We start from the raw sequence: 20,009 nt of genomic DNA on the forward strand, positions 1-20,009 counted from the left end.
TCTCTGACCTGGCCATTTGATATGTCAGACCCAGCAGACACCGCGACGTCGTCTCCTCGTGAGGAGACGACGTCGTCGTCACACCCCGAGACCGCATCTGGGCCGGTGATTACCGAGCTTGAAGGGTTTCCGGATCCCGTGCGTGATCCGGACACGGGAATGATCATCCCGCAGTCCCGTAAAGAACGCCGGGCGCTCGAGGCTGCCCAGGCGGCTGCCGCAGCGTCCTCGACCGTAGGGGAACCACCAGTACCACCAGAACAGCTACCGGCCGCAGTGGCGGCCGCGCCGCTGGTGAGCCGGATTCCGGGCACGGGCAGCGGGGCCGCCATTGATCCGCGCGGCGGACGCGCCGCTATCGGCATTGACCTCACGGACGAAGGCGCCCAGGCGGCACTGGACTCACCACTGGAGCTTCCGGCCGCGGAAGAACCGAAGAAATCCCGCGCGGGACGGAACCTTCCCGCCGCGATCATCACCGGCGTGATCCTGCTGGGCACTGCCATTGTAGGTTTGCTTTACGTACACCTGGTGCTCGTGGTGCTGATTGTGGTGCTGCTGCTCATGGGGACCTGGGAGATCGCACGGGCGCTACGGCCCCGCGGTATCGATGTTCCGCTGGCCCCCCTGTGGGTAGCCTCGGCGGCCATGCCGCTAACAGCGTACTTTGGTGGCATCGACGCGATGATGTTCGCCCTTTTCGGCACCATGTTGCTGGCGCTGTACTGGTGTGTCGTCGAGAGCTCCACCACCCCCGTGGGTACGGTACTTTCCGCCATGCTGATCCTGCTGTGGGTGCCGTTCCTGCTGTCCTTCGGTGTGGTGCTGTTGCACGAACCCCAGGGTAGCCTGATGGTGGCCTCCCTGCTGCTGATCGTCGTCGCCAATGACACTGGTGGTTACGTGGTCGGAGTGCTGTTTGGCAAGCACCCCATGGCGCCGAAAGTGAGCCCGAAGAAGTCCTGGGAAGGGTTGATGGGATCGCTGGTGGCAGCCATGGGCGTGGGCGCCGGTTGCTTCCACTGGGCCCTGCACGAGCCCTGGTGGATCGGCGCCTTGCTGGGCTTCGCCATCGTTTTTGCCGCCACGGCCGGCGATTTCTCGGAGTCCATGGTCAAACGTGAACTGGACATTAAGGACATGGGCAACTCGCTACCGGGACACGGAGGCGCGATGGACCGCCTCGACTCGCTGGTGTTCGCCGCCCCTGTCGCTTACACCGTCTTCGTGGTGCTGATGCCATGAGCGCACGCACCACCGCCCTCGCACCACAGAACGGCATCAAGGGAGCTGATCGATCATGAACGCGAAAGCCCGAAGCGCTGCCAAGCGCGGGTCCAAGCGCGCACCACTGTCCGCGAACCCCGATGAGGCCAACCCGTTCTCGACGACCTCGCGCAAGAACTACGGCTACGATCCCAAGCAGGTTGACGAGTTCATTCGGCGTGCCCGCCACGCTTACCACGGTGACGGAACCATGACGGCCGCCGAGGTGCGCTCCACCTCGTTTGACGCCGTCAAAGGCGGGTACACCGCTCACCAGGTGGACCAGGTGCTGGACCGGTTGGAGGACGCCTTCCTGCGCACCGAGCGCGATGAGCTCATCCAAAAGCAGGGCATGGAGACCTGGAATACGTACCTGGACGAGCTGATCCGGCGGCTGATGTTGCGCCTGGATCGTCCCGACGGCGAACGCTTCCGCCGCCCCAGTAACGAAGAGTCCACCAGCTATCACCAGCAGGATGTCGACACCCTGTGCCGGAAACTGCGGGGGCACCTCACCGACGAATCTTCAGTGTCGGTGACGGATCTGCGGGTGGTCTCGTTCCGCTCGGTGCAGGGTAGCGAGGGATATGAAGAGGGTCAGGTCGACGCGTTTATTGACGACGCCGTGGAACTTCTCACCGTTCTCGATTGAGCACCGGGAAAAGTACGGACGCCAGGGCGACCGGAACGATTAGGCGCTCAGCTCCAGAACGAGCTCGGTCACGACCTCGGCGCGAGCATTCGAAAAAGTCTTGACTTCGTCGACGACGGCGAATCCGCGGCGGGTGAGGACCTTCTGCGAACCGATATTGTCAACCGGCACATGGGCGCGGACCGGGCGCGGCTCGAAACCGGCCAGGAACTCATCGACCGCAGCCGTGGTGATGCCCTGACCCCAAAACTGTCGAGCGGTCCAGAACGACAACTCGGGCACATCATTGAGTCCTGCGCACACCAACGCTCCGGCCACGTGACCGTCGTGCTCAATGGTGTACACGAGCGAATTCTCGTCACGCAACAGCGCTGACCAGTGGAAATCGAAGACGCCTCGATCTCGGGGATTGCGAGGCGCGAAGGCGGCCATCACATTCGCCTGCTCGTCCTGCTGCTGCAGGAAAAACTCGTCGACATCCGTAGAACGGACCTCACGCAGGATCATGATTGTCGTGACCTCCTCGTCACCGTCGGTCGATGTTCTCACTACTCTACGTGGTTCCGGTCGATTCAGCCGACACACAGCGCATACCTGCATAATGGTGCGGTGACTTTCTCTGCCGTGGCCTTTGTGATCGGTGTGCTCGTCGTCGCCGTTGGCATCATCCTCTCGATCGCCCTTCACGAAATCGGGCACCTCGTTCCCGCCAAACTTTTTGGGGTGCGGGTCACCCAATACATGGTCGGTTTCGGCAAGACCCTGTTCTCGTTCAAACGTGGAGACACCGAGTACGGGATTAAAGCAATACCGCTGGGTGGCTACGTGGCCATGATCGGCATGTACCCGCCGGCCCACCCCGACCAGGGGGAGCAACCGCGTAACGCCTCCACCGGGTTGCTGCAGCAAATGTCCCAGGACGCCCGTGAAGTCGCGGCCGCCGAGCTGCGCGAGGGTGACGAGCACCGGATGTTCATCTCCCTGCCCGTGTGGAAACGCATCATCATCATGCTGGGCGGGCCGTTCATGAACCTGGTGATCGGCACCGTGCTCACCGCTATCCTGGTGACCAGCGTGGGCGTATCCACCCCCACCACCACGGTCTCGGAAGTGTTCCGCTGTGCGATAAGCGCCCAAGAACAGACAGAGCGTGCCGAAGCCGGTGCTGAAGAATGCACCGACGAGGATCCCACTTCACCGGCGTACGCGGCGGGGTTGGAGCCGGGAGACGAGATTACCTCGTTCAACGGGGAACCGGTCGTCGACTGGGAGTCTCTCACCGAGGGCATCCAGCAGCGCGCGGATCAGGTTACCGAGATCACCTACCTGCGGGACGGGACCGAGCACACCACCACGATCACCCCGCAACTCACGGCACGCCCGCAACTCGATTCGTTGGGACGTGTCCAATACGACGATGACGACAACATCATCACCCACCACGTCGGCTTCATCGGCATGGGATCTCTCGTGGAGAACCAGACGCAACCGGTCACCGAGACGTTTCCCGTGCTGGGTCAGCAGCTGGAAGCCACTGCGCGCGTGGTGGTGGCCCTGCCCGTGCGGCTGTGGGACACCGTCGTCGTGATTGCCACCGACGGCGAACGAGACCCCAACGGTCCCATGTCCGTGGTGGGGGTCGGCCGAATCGCCGGTGAGGCGGCCGCACAAGAAACGGTTTCGGTAGCCGACCGGGCGGCGATGCTCTTGTCGCTGATCGCCTCCGTGAACATTGCACTGATGGTGTTCAACCTCATCCCGTTGTTGCCCCTTGATGGCGGGCATGTGGCGGGGGCGCTGTGGGAGAAAATCCGCCGGACGTGGGCCAAACTGCGCGGGCAGAAGGACCCCGGTCCGTTCGATATTGCCCGACTGCTGCCGCTGACCTACATAGTGGCTGCTGGGCTGATGGTGATGGGCGCCATACTCATCGTGGCGGACATCGTCAAACCTGTTCAGCTGTTCTAGCTCGTCGTTAGAGTGGCCCCTATGCCTGACCCCTTCGACGCTACTTCACGCCTCGTCTCGTTCCCGACCCGTCGTACCGTTCTGACCGGCCTGACAGGGGTGGGTGCGACATGGGTGCTGGCGGCATGCGGATCGGGAGGTTCCAACGCCTCGGAAAGTCCGTCCGCTTCGGGCAGCGCGTCCGCTTCGGTGAGCGCCGCGGCGTCGCCGTCACCCACCTCCATACCGAAACCCGAGTTGCCCGGTGGCGGCACCCGGCTGTTCCCGGGACGGCGATTTGTGGCCCTTTATGGTTCACCGGGAATCCCCTCCTTGGGGTTGCTGGGGGAGCAGGACCTGGAAGAATCCATCACCCGCGCCCAGGAACTGGCGGCATCCTATGAGGGAACCAGCCGCGAGCCGGTGATGCCCGCCTTCGAGATCATCTCCACGGTCGCCACCGCATCCGAAGGACCTACCGGTGAATACACTTCCGCGGTGGACATGGACGTGTTGCGTGAGTGGGTCGAAGCCGCGGCCGAGAACGACATCTACGTCATCCTCGACCTCCAGCCCGGACTCTCGGATTTCCTCACCCAGGCGAAACACTTCGAGGACTTGTTGCTGGAACCACACGTGGGCCTGGCGCTGGATCCCGAATGGCGACTGCAACCTGGCCAACGGCATATGGCTCAAATCGGACAGGTGCAGGCCGATGAGGTCAATGCGACGACCGAATGGCTGGCCAAACTGGTGGCCGAAAACAATCTGCCCGAGAAACTGGTGATCCTGCATCAGTTCCAGCTGCGGATGATTGTCGACCGCGAAAAAGTGGTGGAGCGCCCGGGACTGGCGTTGCTGGTCCACGCGGATGGTCACGGCACTCCCGGTCAGAAAATGGACACCTATCGCACCCTGACGAAGGACCTGGCCCCGCATGTGCGAATTGGGTGGAAGAACTTTATTGACGAGGACAACCCCACCTTTACGCCGTCTGAGACGATGGACATTGTCCCCAAACCCTGGTTCGTGTCGTATCAGTGAGCCAGACTGCTGCTGAAGGAGGACGCCGATGAGTGTGATGCCGCACGGGGTGCACTGGACCGCCGAAGTCGACGCGGCGATCCGGTTGCGCACCCAAGACACGGTGCGTCTGCTCACGGACGCCGACACCGAAGCGCTCGGGCGGCTGTGCGCCAGCGATCCTGTTGCTCATTGTTACGTCCAGGCCATTCTCGATACCGGACGACTGGCCGGACCGTTGCGCGCCCTGCATCGCGGAGTGTTCCTGGGGATTGACGATCTTGACCGTCCCGGTGAACTGCTCAGCGCCTGCTGGGTGGGCTCCAACGTGGTCCCCGTCGGTTCCGACTGGTTAGCCGGCGAATTGATCGGACTCGCCGTGCGCGTGCTCGGCCGCCGATTGGGCTCAATTTTCGGTCCCCGGGAATCCGTGATGAGCATCTGGTCCGCCCTGCAAGAAGGCCCGCAACGGGCTCGGGACGTCCGCGAACACCAGCCGCTGATGATGCTGGACACCCAGCCGACCGGTCCGCTCAACCCGCGGGTTCGACCGGCGCGAGTGGACGAGTTCTCCCGCGTGCTTCCGGCTTCCGTGGCCATGTTCACCGAAGAGCTCGGATACTCACCCCTCGACGACGGACCCGTGATGTACCGCAGCCGGGTGGAGTCACTGATCTCTCGTGGGCACTGCCTCGTCGACATTGACGAAACCCCCGGTGAAACGGCGGGACGAGTGCGGTTCAAAGCCGACATCGGTGTCTTCACTCGCGCCTGCATCCAACTGCAAGGGGTTTGGCTGGCTCCCTGGGCCCGCGGCCAGGGCCAAGCAGCCGCCGCGGTGGCCGCCACCGCCGCCCACGCGCTCACCATGTCGCCGCGGGTGAGCCTCTACGTCAACGACTACAACAAGCCGGCCATCCGCACTTATCAACGGGTCGGATTCGAAACGGTCGGCGATTTCGCCACCGTGCTGTTCTGAGCCGGCGGGTGATCCTGGCGGTACACTGGCAACGGTGTCGGGAGCGAGTGGCGCGCCCGACAGGTCATCGCGTCGAAGGAATACCCATGCGAGCACGCCTCAGCGCACTCCCGTTGCGCGGCGCCGTCGTCGCCGTTGCCCTCTTGCTCTTGACCGGCTGTGGTGCCCCGAAAGAAGAACCCGAGCCGAGTCCGTCCGAGGCGCCGCCGCAGGAAGCGGCCAGTCACGCCGTCTTCACCGCTCCCGATTTCACGGCCGATTCCGTGTCCGTGGAATTCGAGGAGGCGCTGCTGGCCGAACTGGGGGAGCAGTCCACCACCTTGGCCGGCGAGTCCGCACTGGCAGCGCCCCAGGACTCCGACGACATGATCGAAACCTCCGGAGTGAGCCCCGAAGACTGCGCCCCGGCCCCGGGGCTGGTCGTCACCACCGAAACCTCCCTGGTCATGGATGAAGAGCTGACGGAGGCGCCGGAGGACTCCGCCACCGATGGTGCAACCGAGGCCGTGACCGATGCCCCGTCCGGAACCGCCGCGACCCCGTCGTTGGACCTGGACCCCACTCTCGCGGTGTACGTGCCCGCCGGCACCGACCTCTACGTTGACACCGGGGACGCTGACACCGACACCGACGCCGCCGTGGAGCTCATCGAGCGACTGCGCGAACGTCTGGAGTCGTGACCCGCCGATGAAGGAGACCCATGACCGCTCATGACGCCTCACACATGGTGCGATTGGCCGGCACCCTGATGCTCGGCGCGCTGCTGTTGACCGGCTGCCGCGAGGGTGCCCCCGGCACCGAGGAGACTCCCGAGCCCACCGCGTCCACCACCGCGACCAGTGCGGAAGAAACCCCGTCGGCGACCGACCCGGAGGACCTTACCGAAGAGCATCTCGCGCAGGCGCTCTTGGACCTTCTGGGCGAGGACACCGAGATCCTCACCGGTGAAGCCGTGTTGGCCCAGCAAGTGTTGCGCCAGCAGTGGAGCGATGTGGAGTCAGCAGAGCCCGCCGAGTGCTTGGCCACCCTGGTCGGCTCCGGATCACACGAAGACGGCGCCGACACGGCCGAACCGAGCGAGGAAGAAACCCCCGGCCCCCTTGAAGAGGCCGGAGCCACGCTCGCCGCGGCTGGCACTACTGTGGATGCCTCCCAGCCCGGTAGCTATATCATCGAGCAGCTCACCGTGATGACCTTCGACTCCCCGGAGGCAGCATCCGAGTATGTGCTGAACCAGCGTGACGTCGCGATCCGCTGCGACACCGTGGACGTCACCCTCGGCAATGGCACCCAGTTGCGCGCCGACACCGAAGTCACCGAGCTCAGTCACCACACCGATGAAGCCCTCGAACTGCTCAACTCGATCGTCCCTGCCGAATCCGAGGATGACGAGGAAGAACAGGGCAGCGCCCAATTACCGTCCATGGACATCTCCACCGTGCTGGTCCGCGACGGTGACCAGGTGTACAGCTACCTCAGCTCCGAACCATCCGACGTCGGGGTCGGGCTCACGTTCATCGATCAGCTCAGCGAGTCCCTCCGCCTCGAGGAGAGCTGAACCGCGCTCAGACGGTAAGCTGGAGCAGGCTGTCCGAAGCGCCGTCTTGCGCCGGGCATCCCACCCTGTCGCCCCAGTTCGAACGGAGCCGAAATGCCGTTGCGCATGTCCACCCTCTTCCTGCGCACCCTGCGTGATGATCCCGCAGAGGCCGAGGTCGCCAGCCACAAGTTGCTGGTCCGAGCCGGGTACATCCGGCGCGCCGCCCCGGGAATCTACACCTGGCTGCCGCTGGGGCTGCGGGTGAAGAACAAGGTCGAGCAGATCGTGCGCGAGGAAATGAACGCCATCGGCGGCCAGGAAGTGCTCTTCCCCGCCCTGCTGCCGCGCGAACCTTACGAGACCACCGGACGCTGGGACGACTACGGGGACAACCTCTTCCGTCTGCGAGACCGTAAGGACGCCGACTACCTACTGGCCCCCACCCACGAGGAAATGTTCACCCTGCTGGTGAAGGACCACTACTCCTCCTACAAGGATCTGCCGGCCTACCTGTACCAGATTCAGACCAAGTACCGTGACGAAGCTCGTCCGCGGGCGGGTCTGTTGCGCATGCGCGAATTCATCATGAAGGATTCCTACTCCTTCACCGTGGATGAGGCCGGTCTCGACGAGGCCTACGCCGCCCACCGCAGCGCCTATCTGAAGATCTTCGCCCGGCTAGGTCTCGAGGTCGTGCCCGTGCAGGCCACCGCTGGTGCCATGGGCGGCTCCCAGTCTGAAGAATTCCTGCACCCCTCGCCGGTGGGCGAGGACACCTTCGTTGAGTCCGCCGGCGGATTCCGCGCCAACGTTGAGGCCGTGACCACCGTGGTCCCCGAACCACTGGACTACACCAACGCTCCGGCGGCCGAGGTCAAGGACACCCCGGATTCCACCACCATCGCCACTCTGGTGGACGTCTCCAACCAGTTGCTGCCCCGCGAGGACCGGGCATGGGAAGCGGCAGACACGCTCAAGTGCGTGGTGCTCACCGCGGTCGTCGACGGCGGAGAACGCCGCCAGTTCGTCGTCGGTGTGCCCGGAGATCGCGACGTCGACCTGAAGCGCCTCGAAGCCAGCGTGGCCCAGCTGCTCCAGGTCAACGGCGAACCGACACTGGAACCGGCCACTGAAGAGGACCTGCGCAAGCACCCGGGACTGGTCAAGGGGTACATCGGCCCCACCGATTTCAGCAGCGGCACCGCTCGAGCGTTCTTTGGCGAAGAATCCCAGACCGGGCTGCCGTTCTTCGTGGACCCGCGCATTGTGGCCGGTACCGCCTGGATCACTGGCGCCAACTCCGCCCAGCAGCACGTCTTCGGCCTGGTGGCCGAACGTGACTTCACCTGGGACGGCGTCGTTGAAGCCACCGAGGTGCGTGACGGCGACCCGGCCCCCGACGGTTCCGGACCGCTACAGACCCGCCGCGGCATGGAAATGGGTCACATCTTCCAGCTCGGCCGCAAATACGCCGAAGCATTGGACCTGAAGGTGTTGGACGAAAACGGCAAGCAGGTCGTCGTCACCATGGGCTCCTACGGCATCGGTGTCACCCGCGCGGTCGCTGCCCTGGCCGAGGCCCACCACGACGAGCACGGCCTGGCCTGGCCTATCGCCGTGGCCCCGGCCGAAGTGCACATCGTGGCTACCGGTAAGGGCGACGAGATTTTGGCAGCAGCTGAAAAGCTCAGCTCTGAGCTCGAGTCACGCGGACTGGAAGTGCTCCTGGACGACCGCAAGAAGGTCTCCGCCGGCGTGAAGTTCTCCGACTCCGAACTCCTCGGCGTCCCGCTGACCGTGGTCGTGGGCCGCGGCCTCGCCGACGGTGAGGTGGAACTCAAGGTCCGTGCCACCGGTGAGCGCCGCAACGTCGACGTCGCCGACGCCGCCGAGATCATCGACGATCAGCTGCGCTCCCTGCGCTGAGCTCCTCGAGCACCGTGGCCTGCCACAAACCGTTGCGGGCCACGGTCTCGACCTTCTCGGAATCCGCATCCACCCACACCCGGGTCCACTGATCGGTCAGCGCGGGCAACAGCCGCGTCAACTCAGAGGCCGGAGCCTCCGTGACCTGGAACGCGGTGCCCGCCTCATCCCAGCACTCGGTCGGCACCCACTGCTGCAGTGCCCGCCACATCGTATACGTGCCTTGGGTGGTTTGTTCCGCGAATTCGGCGTCGCCGGCAGCGGCAGCGCGCGCTTCGGCGGTCTCGCTCAACTGGCCCAGGGCGCGGGTCGATGCCATAGCGGTCTGCACCGCCGAGAGGGTGGAGGACTCACAGGACAGTGCTTCCGTGCCCGCCACCGCCTCGCTCAGTGTGGACACCGCCGGGGGAGTCTCGCCAGCCGCGGCCAGACGCCGGTACTCCGCCACCAAGGCCGCACCGCGCTGCTCGCGATTCTCTTGCACCCATCCGGTACCCGGCGCCAGGTTTCCGCCGGCATCCGAGACGATCGGAGTTTGCCCGGGGGAGTGCTCGCCCACCAGGGCCCGAACCACACCGGATGCGAGTCCCCACAACGCCACCAGAAATCCGGCGGCCAGTAGCAATCCCAGTCCCACCACCAGCCACCGAGACCACACGCGACGCGGCTGCGACCTCGTCGAGGCTGGACCCGCGCTGGGGTTCTCCGGTGAATTTGGCGTGCTGGTGCTCACGCCTGTGTATTGTGTCATGTTCTGGGCCTGTCCTGAGTACCCTGGTAGCCGAGAGTCATCCGTTTCCCACTCCAGAAGGAGCCGACATGTCTGCACAGCCTGCACCGAGGAGCCTGCCGGTCTCCGCACGCCCCGAAGACGAGCGCACCGCATTGGAGCGGCTGGTGCTGGGCGCCCTGGACACCACCGGGCTGTGGCTCGAGGAGGTGCGGGTCACCGGTTCGGGACCGTCCCAGGTGCTGACCGTGATCGTCGACCTGCGCGAAGGAACCGAGGGCGTTGACATGGACACCCTGCAGACCGCCACCGAAGCGGTCTCCCACGCCCTGGATGCGATCGACGACCTGCCCGAGCTGGGCCGCGACGCCTACCAGCTGGAAGTCAGCTCCCCGGGAGTCACCCGCCCGCTGACCAGCCCGCACCACTGGGCTCGCAACGTCGGCCGCGTCGTGGAAGTGACCATTGGCGACGACGACGAGGCCGTCTGGGGGCGCATCATCGCCGCCGATGATGAGGGTATCGACTTCGCCGAAATCCGCCCCGGCGCCAAGAAAGGCATGCCCGCCAAGGAGTCCGCACCGAAACGCCACTCCTACGCGATACTGTCTAGCGCCGTCGTCCAGGTAGAGTTGACCCACGGCCGGTCGATCACCGGAGCCTGATGCTGTCCTGACAGCGAGGTTGGGGCTGGAAATTCGGCAACGAGATCGACAGCCCACGGCCCAGCACCCACAAGCGAATACAGGGAAAGAAACGGGAGGCACACGGTGGACATTGACATCAGCGCGCTGCGCATGCTGGAGAAAGAGCGGGAAATTCCGCTGGATCAGCTGCTGCCCACCATCGAGCAGGCCATCTATCTGGCCTATCAGAAGTCGCCCGGCGCCTTGAGCAAGGCCCGCGCCGAGGTCGATCGCAAAACCGGCAAGGTCACCATCTGGGCCGCCGAGATCGATGAAGACGGCACCGAGATCGGCGAATTCGACGACACCCCCTCCGGGTTTGGCCGCGTCGCCGCGTCCACCGCCCGTCAGGTCATCCTGCAGAAGCTGCGCGACGTCGAAGACAACCAGATTCTTGGTGAATTCCGCGACAAGCAGGACGAGTTGATCTCGGGGGTGATCCAGCAGGGCAAGAACCCGCACATGGTGATGGTCAACCTCGGCTCCGTCGAGGCCGTGCTGCCGCCCCAGGAGCAGGTGCCCGGCGAGGATTACACCCACGGCCGGCGGCTGCGCTCCTACGTGGTCTCGGTGCAGCGGGGCATGAAGGGCCCCTCCATCACCCTGTCCCGCTCCCACCCCTACCTGGTGCGCAAGCTCTTTGAACTTGAGGTGCCTGAAATTGCCGACGGTTCCGTCGAGGTGATGGCGCTGGCTCGCGAAGCCGGACACCGCACCAAGATCGCAGTGCGCGCCACCCAGCCCGGCGTCAACGCCAAGGGCGCTTGCATCGGTGAAATGGGCGCTCGTGTGCGTGCGGTGATGACGGAACTGAACGACGAGAAGATCGACATCGTCGATTACTCCGAAGATCCGGCGACCTTCATCGCCAACGCGCTGTCCCCGGCCAAGGTGGCTTCCGTGCCGCGCGCCGATGAAGCCACGCGCACGGCCCGGGTGATCGTGCCCGACTACCAGCTGTCCCTGGCCATCGGCAAAGAAGGTCAGAATGCACGCCTGGCGGCGAAGTTGACCGGCTGGCGCATCGATATCGTCGGTGAATCGCAGGCAGAATCCCGCTGAGTTAAGTCTTCACGTCACCCCAATGGCATGAGGGGTGTCACGTCCGTCCCACATCGGCGGGCAGAAAAGGCTAGACTAGTAGGCGGTCCATCACTGTGGCGACGTTCGATGCGCCCGACGATATCTGTGAAGCGGGTGTGGAATGCGCGATCGTAGTCCGGTGCGCACCTGCATCGGCTGTCGCCAGAGAGAGGACCAGTACCACCTGATTCGAGTGGTGCTCGTCGGTGATGCGGATACCCGATCCGTGACCCTCGACGAACACCGTCGCCTGCCGGGCCGAGGGGCCTGGTTGCATCGAGACCCTCGATGTTGGGATCTGGCTGAGTCGCGACGCGGTTTCGCACGCGCCTTCAAAGGGCCCGTAGACACCACGGACCTCCGCGAGCAGCTGAACCGAGCAGCCGAGCGTCTTGTGAGGCGAGACGAATCAGGACGACAACAGACAAACCATGAAAGCGGGTCAGAGATCTGATGGATACCCGGTGAGCACGCGATGAGTGCCCAACGATGAACATCACACCCATCAACGGTCTGACGCCGGAGGTGTGCGCGAGCTAATTCGTGCATGCGTCACGGTTCGGACCAGAACAGGAGAACCGTGGCGAAGCTACGCGTCCACGAAGTTGCTAAGCAGCTTGGTATCACCTCGAAGGAGGCGCTGTCGAAGCTCCAAGACATTGGAGAGTTCGTCTCCTCAGCCTCCTCGACCATCGAACCCCCGGTGGTTAAAAAACTGAAGGCGGCCTACGCCGACGCCCCCGCAAAGGGCGATGCAAAGAAGCCTGCCGCGGGCAAGCCCAGCGCTCCGAAGCCCGCTGGCAAGAAGCCGGCCGCACCCGCTGCCCAGAAGCCTTCCCCCGCAGCTCCCAAGCCCGGTGCCTCGTCGGCGCCCAGCAAGGATGCTGCCCCGGCCGAGAAGCCCGCTGCGGCTCCACAAGCCAAGCAGACTCCGGCCGCACCGACTCCGGCCTCGTCCGCACCCGAGAAGCCGGCTGCGTCGAACGCTCCGAAGCCGGGAGCCGCTGCGCCCAAGCCGGGTCCGGCCGCACCTGCATCGAAGCCCAATGGCCGAGGTGGCGGCGGACGTCCGGGCAACAACCCGTTCACTCCGAAGCACAGTTCCGACGAGCGCTCCGGCGGTCCCCGTCCCTCGGGTGGCCGCGGTGGTGGACCACGTCCGGGCAATAACCCGTTCGCACCGAAGCAGGGCATGAAGCCCAGCCGCAACGACGGCGATCGTCCCGCACCGCGCCCCGGCGGTAGCCGCGGCGCGGCCGGGGCGCCTCGTCCTGGTGGCGCGGCGGGACAGGGCGGCGGTCCTCGTCCTAACCCGTCCATGATGCCCGGCCAGATCTCTCGGCCCGCACCCGCCGGTGGCGGACGTGGAGCCGGTGGTCGCGGTCGTGGTGGCGGCGCAGCCGGCGGCGGCCCCAGCACCGGTGGACCCGGTGGCGGCGCACCTCGCGGTGGTCGCGGCGGTCGCGGTGGCACCCAGGGCGCTTTCGGCCGCGGAGGCGGCTCGCGCAAGCAGCGCAAGTCGAAGCGCGCAAAGCGCCAGGAGCTGGAGCAGCAACAAGCACCAGTGGTAGGCGGCGTCAAGGTCCCCAAGGGCGACGGCGGCACCGTGGTGCGTCTGCGCCGTGGCTCCTCGCTGGCTGATCTGGCAGACAAGATCAAGGCGGATCCGGCGGCCCTGGTGACCGTGCTCTTCCACCTCGGTGAGATGGCCACAGCGAACCAGTCGCTCGACGAGGGCACCTTCCAGGTGCTCGGCGAGGAACTGGGCTACAAGATCGAGATCGTCTCGCCCGAGGATGAGGATCGCGAGATCCTGGACTCCTTCGACATCGACCTCGAAGCCGAAGCTGAAGGCGAGAGCGCCGATGATCTGGCGAAGCGCCCGGCTGTGGTGACCGTCATGGGTCACGTCGACCACGGTAAGACCCGACTGCTCGACGCTATCCGCTCCACCCACGTCATCGAGGGCGAAGCCGGCGGCATTACCCAGCACATCGGTGCCTACCAGGTCAGCCTGGAGCACGAGGGCAAGGAACGTCGCCTGACCTTCATTGACACCCCCGGTCACGAGGCGTTCACCGCCATGCGCGCCCGTGGTGCCAAGGTCACCGATATCGCTGTGCTCGTGGTTGCTGCCGACGACGGCGTCATGCCGCAGACGGTGGAAGCCCTGAACCACGCCAAGGCGGCCGGTGTGCCGATCGTCGTCGCGGTCAACAAGATCGATAAGCCGGAAGCGTCCCCGGACAAGATCCGTGGACAGCTCACCGAATACGGTCTGGTGCCCGAGGAATACGGTGGTGACACCATGTTCGTCGACGTCTCTGCACGCCAAAACATGCACATCGACGATCTGCTCGAAGCTGTCATGCTCACCGCGGATGCCGCACTGGAGCTGCGCGCCAACCCAGACAAGGACGCGCGCGGCGTGGCCATCGAGGCCAACCTCGACAAGGGCCGCGGCGCCGTGGCAACCGTGCTCGTGCAGTCCGGTACCCTCCGGGTCGGCGATAACATGGTGGCGGGCACCGCCCACGGCCGTGTACGTGCCATGTTCGACGAGAACGGCGACACGGTCTCCGAGGCGCTGCCGTCGCGCCCCGTGCAGGTCCTCGGACTCTCCACCGTTCCGCGCGCAGGTGACCTGTTCCTGGTGACCGAAGATGACCGCACCGCGCGTCAGATCGCTGAGAAGCGTGAAGCCGCCGAGCGCAACGCCACCCTGGCGCGTCGTCGCAAGCGGATCACCCTGGAAGAGTTCGACCAGGCCGTGGCCGAGGGCAAGATTGACACGCTGAACCTGATTATCAAGGGCGACGTCTCCGGTGCCGTGGAGGCCCTGGAAGATTCGCTGATGAAGATCGACATCGGCGAGGACGACGTGCAGCTGCGCGTCATCCACCGTGGCGTGGGTGCCATCACCCAGAACGACGTCAACTTGGCGACCGTGGACAACGCGATCATCATCGGGTTCAACGTCCGCCCGGCCGAGCGCGTCAACGAGTACGCCGACGAAGAAGGCGTAGACATGCGCTTCTACTCGGTCATCTACGACGCCATCGACGATATCGAGTCCGCCCTGAAGGGCATGCTCAAGCCGGAATACGAAGAGGTCCAGCTGGGCACCGCCGAGGTCCGCGAAGTGTTCCGTTCTTCGAAGTGGGGCAGCATCGCCGGTTCGCTCGTCATGTCCGGGATTGTCCGCCGCAACGCCTCTGCACGCCTGGTGCGAGACGGTGCCGTGGTGGCCAACGATCTCAAGATCGAGTCGCTGCGCCGGTTCAAGGACGACGCCACCGAGGTCCGCGAGGGCTACGAGTGTGGTATCGGCCTGGGCAAGTTCAACGACATCAAGGACGGCGATATCATCGAAACCTACGAGATGCAGGAGAAGCCGCGCGTCTAATGATGCCTGCCCGCACCACCGCACCGGCGGTGCGGACCCTGTAACGGAGAACGGCCGTGGCCGGCGAGGCTGAGCCTTGTCGGCCACGGCCGATCGTCTCCCCACCCACCTACATTCAAACCAGAGAGGACGCCAGACCATGGCCGATCCAGCACGCGCGGCCCGCTTGGCCCAGCGCATCAAAGTGCTCATCGCCGAGGCGATGCGCAAAGCAGTCAAAGACGACCGGGTGGAACCGGTGACCATCACCGAGGTCCGCGTCACCAACGACCTGCAGCACGCCTCCGTGTACTACACCGTGCTCGGCGACGACACGGTGGTTGAAGAAGCTCGAGAGGGCATGGAAGCCAACCGTGGGATCCTGCGCCGAGAAGTCGGCCGCGGGCTCACCATCCGTCTGGTACCCACCCTCGAGTTCATTCCCGACACGGTTCCGGAAGCCGCAGCGCATCTCGAAGACGTGCTGCGTGCGGCACGGGAACGGGACGCCGAAATCGCTGCTGCCTCCACCGGAGCCCGCTACGCCGGGGACGAAGATCCCTACCGCAAGGACGATGAGGAATCCGAATCCGCCGAGGACACCCGGGAGCACTGACCGATGACTCAGCAGCGTCCGAACGGGGCACCGGGGAGCGTAGTATCGGGACTGGCCCTGATCGACAAGCCCGCCGGATGGACGTCTCACGACGTAGTGGGCAAAACCCGCCGTCTCGCCGGCACTCGCAAGGTTGGCCACGCCGGCACCTTGGACCCGATGGCCACCGGACTGCTGGTCATCGGGTTCAACAAGGCCACCCGGCTGCTCACCGCCATTACCGGCACGGACAAGACCTATCAAGCCACCATCCGGCTGGGCGCCTCCACCACCACCGATGACGCCGACGGCGAGATCGTCCGCTCACGCCTGGCCAACGCTGTCACCGAGGAACGGGTGCAGGAACAGATCAGCGAACTCACCGGCGATATCCTGCAGATTCCCTCCTCGGTGTCCGCGATCAAGGTGGACGGTCGCCGTGCCTATGACCGTGTGCGCGCCGGCGAAGACGTCGAACTGCAAGCCCGCCCGGTGAGGATCGACTCCTTCGAACTCACCGACTACCGCAGAGCCGAAGACGGTAAAACCGTGGACCTCGACGTCACCGTGAGCTGTTCTTCCGGCACCTATATCCGTGCCCTGGCCCGAGATCTAGGCGAGGCGCTGGACACCGGTGGACACCTCACCATGCTGCGCCGCACCCGGGTCGGCCCGTTCTACGTTGATGACGCCGTCACGGTGGATCAGCTTGCCGACACCTTCGCCTACATCGAACTCTCCGAGGCCGCCTCCGGGCTCTTCCCCGTGCGCACCCTCACCGATGACGAAGCTGCTGACCTGCAGTTTGGGCGCCGTATAACTCCCAGCGAGGATGCGGGGACCGTGGCTGCTCGCACCCGAGACGGCGTCGTGATCGCGCTCATCGAGAACTCCACGTTCCGTGACACCGCGGTGGCCAAGCCCAGCATCGTCTTCGCCGCCGCAGACGGACCCGGACAACTGCCGGAGAAGGGCACCCCCTCGTGATCTACGACGCCTGGTTCTGGACGGGGGCGGTTATTTGCATCCTGTCCTTCGTCATCTGCGTCATCATGACGACCATCCGCACCTTCCCCGACGACGCCTCCATTATCTCGGTCGGTGCGGTCGAACTGTTCCTGGTGGTCTACTCGGTTGCCGCACTGGTGCGCTCCATTACGTCCACCCCCATTGCTGGACCATTGTGGGAATTCTGGGGCTACATCCTCACGGCGCTGATGCTGCCGGTGATCGCCTTCGCGTGGGCCGTCACCGACAAGACCCGATGGTCTAATCTCGTGCTGGGGGCGATCGGCCCCACCGTACTGGTGATGATTCAGAGAATGCAGGTGATCTGGTTTGGGTGAGAGGCAGAAGATGACGGACGCGACGGCCGAAACGAACCCGGTGGCCCCACCGAAGGGCCGACGAAATTCCGGGCTCGGGCGCGTCATCATCGCCGTGTACGGTATCTTCGCGCTCTCCGCATCCGTCCGCGCCGGGTACCAGTTGGCCTCCGATTTTTCGGCAGCCCCGGAACCCTATCTGCTCTCGGCCTTCGCCGCCGTCGTCTACATTGTCGCCACCGTTGCCCTGGCCGTCCCCGGAGTGCGCGCGTGGTGGACCGCACTCGTGGCGGTGCTCATAGAGCTGGTGGGTGTCATCGCCATCGGCGCCTATTCATTCGTCGCCCCCGAACACTTCCCGGAGTCCACCGTGTGGAGCCACTTCGGTGAAGGCTACGGCTACGTGCCGATGGTGTTGCCCATCATTGGTCTGATCTGGTTACTCACTCATCGCCCCGGCGCAGAAACCGGAGCCCACGACACTGCGGTCACCGGACGCGACTGAGCCCGCCGGGACGGTACCGTAAAAACCGTGCACATCGTGACGACGGTGCAGCCGAGACAAGAATTCGTGAGAGGAACCGCGTGCAGTATTGGCAAGGCCTAGCAGCCGTCCCCACCCCACAGCCAGCCTCGGTGGTCACCCTCGGCAATTTTGACGGTGTCCACCGCGGCCATCAGGCGGTGCTCGACCAGGTGGTCGCCACCGCCCGCGCCCGGGGAGAACAGGCCGTGGCGCTGACCTTCGACCCGCACCCGCGCCTTGTGCACCGGCCCGAAGAACCGCTCGTGCCGATCGTGTCCCTGCCACAGCGCCTGGACCTGTTGGCCCAACGCAACCTCGACGCCACCGTCGTCGTGCACTACACCCTTGACTTCGCCCAGCAGACCCCCGAAGAATTTGTCCGCAGCGCCCTGGTGGAGACCCTCAACGCCTCCGTGGTGATCGTCGGCCACGATGTGCGGTTCGGCCGGAACAACTCCGGCGACTTCGCCACCATGCGAGAACTCGGCGCCGCCCACGGATTCGACGTCATCGCCATCGACGATGTTGGCGACGAACGCCGCTGGTCCTCCACGTGGGTACGCGAAAGCCTCACCCTGGGCCGGGTCGCTGCCGCTGCCGAGGTGCTCGGACGTCAGCACGCCGTGCACGGAGAAGTGGTACACGGCCACGCCCGCGGCCGCGAACTGGGATTCCCCACCGCGAACCTCTCCACCGAAACCCAGGGGCTGATTCCGGCCGATGGCGTGTACGCCGGCTGGCTCATCGACGACGCCGAACGCCGCTGGCCGGCTGCTATTTCGGTGGGGTCCAACCCGACCTTTGATGACATCGAGCGAGTCGTCGAAGCCCACGTGATGGACCGGCCCGAAGAAGCTATCAGCGATTTCAACCTCTACGGCCAGCAGGTCACCGTCGAGTTTGTGGCCCGCTTGCGCGGCATGGTCGCCTTCGAAGGGATCGAGAAACTGGTGGCCCAGATGGACCGCGATGTGACCATGGCCAGGCTGATCCTGCGCGGAGATATGCCCGCTGTCGATTCCGACTTCGCCACCACCGGGTGATGACCCAGCCACCCCCGCCACGACCCCAGCGCCTGCCCCGACTCGACGCGCACCAGCGTCAGCGACTGGGTGGCGCGTTCGCAGCCGGGGCCTCCGCCGCGGAGATCTACCACTCGGTACGCCCGGGCTACCCGGCAGAAGTCATTGAGGTGCTCGCGCCCGACACCGGTTCCCGACGCGCCCTCGACGTCGGGGCCGGAACGGGACTGCTCACCGACCAGTTGGTCCAGGCTGGATACGAGGTGACCGCACTGGAGCCAGCCGCCGAGATGCTCGGGGTGTTGCGACGCCGACACCCTCTCCTCACCACCATCGAAGCCCGTGTCGAGGACCTGCCCGCCCACCGTGACGTCGTCGCCGAACACAGTATTGATGTGGTCACCTGCGGTCAGGCCTGGCACTGGATCATCCCGGAACTCGGCACTCAGCGGCTGGCCGAAGTCTTGGCGCCCGGGGGAGTGCTGGGCATCGTCGAACACCAACTGGACACCTCCGTGCCCTGGGTGCACCGGCTGAGTCGCATCATGCACGCCGGGGACGTGCACCCCGTGGAGGCCCCGCCGCAGCTGGGCCCCGGGTTCAGCCCACCACAGCGCACCGGTTGGCATTGGGAAGACTCCGTCACCGTGCCGGGCCTGCACGCGCTGATGGCCACTCGGTCCTACCACCTGCGGGCCACCGAAACCACGCGCGAGAAGATGCGGGCGAACCTGGATTGGTACCTGCTGGAACACCTGGGCCACGCCACAGATTCGGTGCTCCAGCTGCCCTACATCACCAGCGCCTGGCGGTCAGACCTGGTAAGCTGAATCCTTGGTGCCCGCTGCAGTCCGCGGTGGCAGGGCACCGGCGCTCTCCGGAGCGTCATTCATGATCGCGGTACAACTCTCAAAGGAGTTCAGCGTGGCACTTGACCCCGCCGTGAAGCAGGAGATCATCAAAGAGCACGCGACGCATGAGGGCGATACCGGCTCTCCGGAGGTGCAGGTTGCTGTACTGTCCCGTCGTATCTCGGATCTGACCGAGCACCTGAAGGACCACAAGCACGACCACCACACCCGTCGCGGCCTGATGGCCCTGGTGGGTCGCCGTCGTCGCATGCTGGGTTACCTGCAGCGTGTCGACATCGAACGCTACCGTGCGCTGATCGAGCGTCTCGGCCTGCGTCGTTGAGACCTGCAGAGGCGGTGGACTCCTAGAGGCCACCGCCTCTGGTCTGTCCCCCGTGGATAGGCCACAATGGTGAACGGTGCGCTCCGTTGTCGGAGCGTGCATCGCACCGAGTGCAACACCCGAATAGCAA

Annotated in this window: 21 protein-coding genes; 19 read left to right on the top strand and 2 right to left on the bottom strand. The window is 65.1% G+C overall.

Annotated elements, in window-relative coordinates:
• Positions 1-21 precede the first annotated feature (21 nt).
• Positions 22-1,245 (top strand): phosphatidate cytidylyltransferase, encoded by a 1,224-nt coding sequence (locus P8192_RS05645; protein ID WP_270105714.1) that lies wholly within the window; start codon positions 22-24, stop codon positions 1,243-1,245.
• 55 nt (positions 1,246-1,300) lie between these two features.
• A complete protein-coding gene (locus tag P8192_RS05650; protein WP_278159209.1) occupies positions 1,301-1,918 on the top strand; it encodes a DivIVA domain-containing protein in 618 nt (205 codons plus the stop codon).
• A 39-nt stretch (positions 1,919-1,957) separates the two neighbouring features.
• Here P8192_RS05650 and P8192_RS05655 read toward each other — a convergent pair whose 3' ends face one another.
• Positions 1,958-2,425 (bottom strand): GNAT family N-acetyltransferase, encoded by a 468-nt coding sequence (locus P8192_RS05655; protein WP_270105712.1) that lies wholly within the window; start codon positions 2,423-2,425, stop codon positions 1,958-1,960.
• Positions 2,426-2,527: 102 nt separating this feature from the next.
• Between P8192_RS05655 and P8192_RS05660 the strand changes: the two genes are divergently transcribed.
• The 6 genes from P8192_RS05660 (at position 2,528) to P8192_RS05685 (ending at position 9,333) form a co-directional block, all read left to right on the top strand.
• Positions 2,528-3,886, top strand: a complete 1,359-nt coding sequence (locus P8192_RS05660; RefSeq protein ID WP_278159212.1) for a M50 family metallopeptidase — start codon at positions 2,528-2,530, stop codon at positions 3,884-3,886.
• 21 nt (positions 3,887-3,907) lie between these two features.
• Positions 3,908-4,909: a hypothetical protein gene (locus P8192_RS05665; protein WP_278159214.1), complete on the top strand. Its 1,002-nt coding sequence runs from the start codon at positions 3,908-3,910 to the stop codon at positions 4,907-4,909.
• A 28-nt stretch (positions 4,910-4,937) separates the two neighbouring features.
• Positions 4,938-5,867 carry a DUF4081 domain-containing GNAT family N-acetyltransferase gene (locus P8192_RS05670; protein WP_278159216.1) on the top strand — a complete coding sequence of 310 codons (930 nt, stop codon included), beginning with the start codon at positions 4,938-4,940 and terminating at the stop codon, positions 5,865-5,867.
• 86 nt (positions 5,868-5,953) lie between these two features.
• On the top strand, positions 5,954-6,547 hold the full coding sequence (locus P8192_RS05675; protein WP_278159218.1) for a hypothetical protein: 594 nt from the start codon (positions 5,954-5,956) through the stop codon (positions 6,545-6,547).
• Between the two features lie 20 nt (positions 6,548-6,567).
• Complete coding sequence (locus tag P8192_RS05680) at positions 6,568-7,425, top strand: hypothetical protein (RefSeq protein WP_278159220.1); 858 nt, start codon at positions 6,568-6,570, stop codon at positions 7,423-7,425.
• A gap of 93 nt (positions 7,426-7,518) precedes the next feature.
• Complete coding sequence (locus tag P8192_RS05685; protein WP_278159222.1) at positions 7,519-9,333, top strand: proline--tRNA ligase; 1,815 nt, start codon at positions 7,519-7,521, stop codon at positions 9,331-9,333.
• Here the strand turns inward: P8192_RS05685 and P8192_RS05690 are convergent.
• Positions 9,302-10,066 carry a hypothetical protein gene (locus P8192_RS05690; RefSeq protein WP_278159224.1) on the bottom strand — a complete coding sequence of 255 codons (765 nt, stop codon included), beginning with the start codon at positions 10,064-10,066 and terminating at the stop codon, positions 9,302-9,304. The two genes, P8192_RS05685 and P8192_RS05690, sit on opposite strands and share 32 nt — an antisense overlap.
• Before the next feature lie 86 nt (positions 10,067-10,152).
• Here P8192_RS05690 and rimP point away from each other — a divergent pair, with 86 nt between their 5' ends.
• From rimP to rpsO, 11 genes are all read left to right on the top strand, one after another.
• On the top strand, positions 10,153-10,728 hold the full coding sequence (gene rimP, locus P8192_RS05695; protein WP_278159226.1) for a ribosome maturation factor RimP: 576 nt from the start codon (positions 10,153-10,155) through the stop codon (positions 10,726-10,728).
• A gap of 105 nt (positions 10,729-10,833) precedes the next feature.
• Complete coding sequence (gene nusA / locus P8192_RS05700; protein WP_270105702.1) at positions 10,834-11,811, top strand: transcription termination factor NusA; 978 nt, start codon at positions 10,834-10,836, stop codon at positions 11,809-11,811.
• 142 nt (positions 11,812-11,953) lie between these two features.
• Positions 11,954-12,286, top strand: coding sequence for a YlxR family protein (locus P8192_RS14510; protein ID WP_431521147.1), 333 nt, complete (start codon positions 11,954-11,956; stop codon positions 12,284-12,286).
• Between the two features lie 126 nt (positions 12,287-12,412).
• Positions 12,413-15,238, top strand: a complete 2,826-nt coding sequence (gene infB, locus P8192_RS05705) for a translation initiation factor IF-2 (RefSeq protein WP_278159229.1) — start codon at positions 12,413-12,415, stop codon at positions 15,236-15,238.
• Positions 15,239-15,377: 139 nt separating this feature from the next.
• On the top strand, positions 15,378-15,833 hold the full coding sequence (gene rbfA / locus P8192_RS05710; protein ID WP_270105698.1) for a 30S ribosome-binding factor RbfA: 456 nt from the start codon (positions 15,378-15,380) through the stop codon (positions 15,831-15,833).
• A gap of 3 nt (positions 15,834-15,836) precedes the next feature.
• Entirely contained in the window at positions 15,837-16,799 is a 963-nt protein-coding gene (gene truB / locus P8192_RS05715; protein ID WP_278159231.1) for a tRNA pseudouridine(55) synthase TruB, read from the top strand.
• Entirely contained in the window at positions 16,796-17,158 is a 363-nt protein-coding gene (locus tag P8192_RS05720; RefSeq protein WP_278159233.1) for a hypothetical protein, read from the top strand. The genes truB and P8192_RS05720 overlap by 4 nt, the downstream gene beginning before the upstream one ends.
• A gap of 10 nt (positions 17,159-17,168) precedes the next feature.
• On the top strand, positions 17,169-17,642 hold the full coding sequence (locus P8192_RS05725; protein ID WP_278159235.1) for a hypothetical protein: 474 nt from the start codon (positions 17,169-17,171) through the stop codon (positions 17,640-17,642).
• Positions 17,643-17,722: 80 nt separating this feature from the next.
• Positions 17,723-18,706, top strand: coding sequence for a bifunctional riboflavin kinase/FAD synthetase (locus tag P8192_RS05730; protein WP_270105693.1), 984 nt, complete (start codon positions 17,723-17,725; stop codon positions 18,704-18,706).
• A complete protein-coding gene (locus P8192_RS05735; protein ID WP_278159237.1) occupies positions 18,706-19,515 on the top strand; it encodes a class I SAM-dependent methyltransferase in 810 nt (269 codons plus the stop codon). The genes P8192_RS05730 and P8192_RS05735 overlap by 1 nt, the downstream gene beginning before the upstream one ends.
• A 94-nt stretch (positions 19,516-19,609) precedes the next feature.
• On the top strand, positions 19,610-19,879 hold the full coding sequence (gene rpsO, locus P8192_RS05740; protein WP_278159239.1) for a 30S ribosomal protein S15: 270 nt from the start codon (positions 19,610-19,612) through the stop codon (positions 19,877-19,879).
• The last annotated feature ends 130 nt before the right edge of the window (positions 19,880-20,009 follow it).

This window comes from Citricoccus muralis (genome assembly GCF_029637705.1).
Lineage (GTDB): Bacteria > Actinomycetota > Actinomycetes > Actinomycetales > Micrococcaceae > CmP2.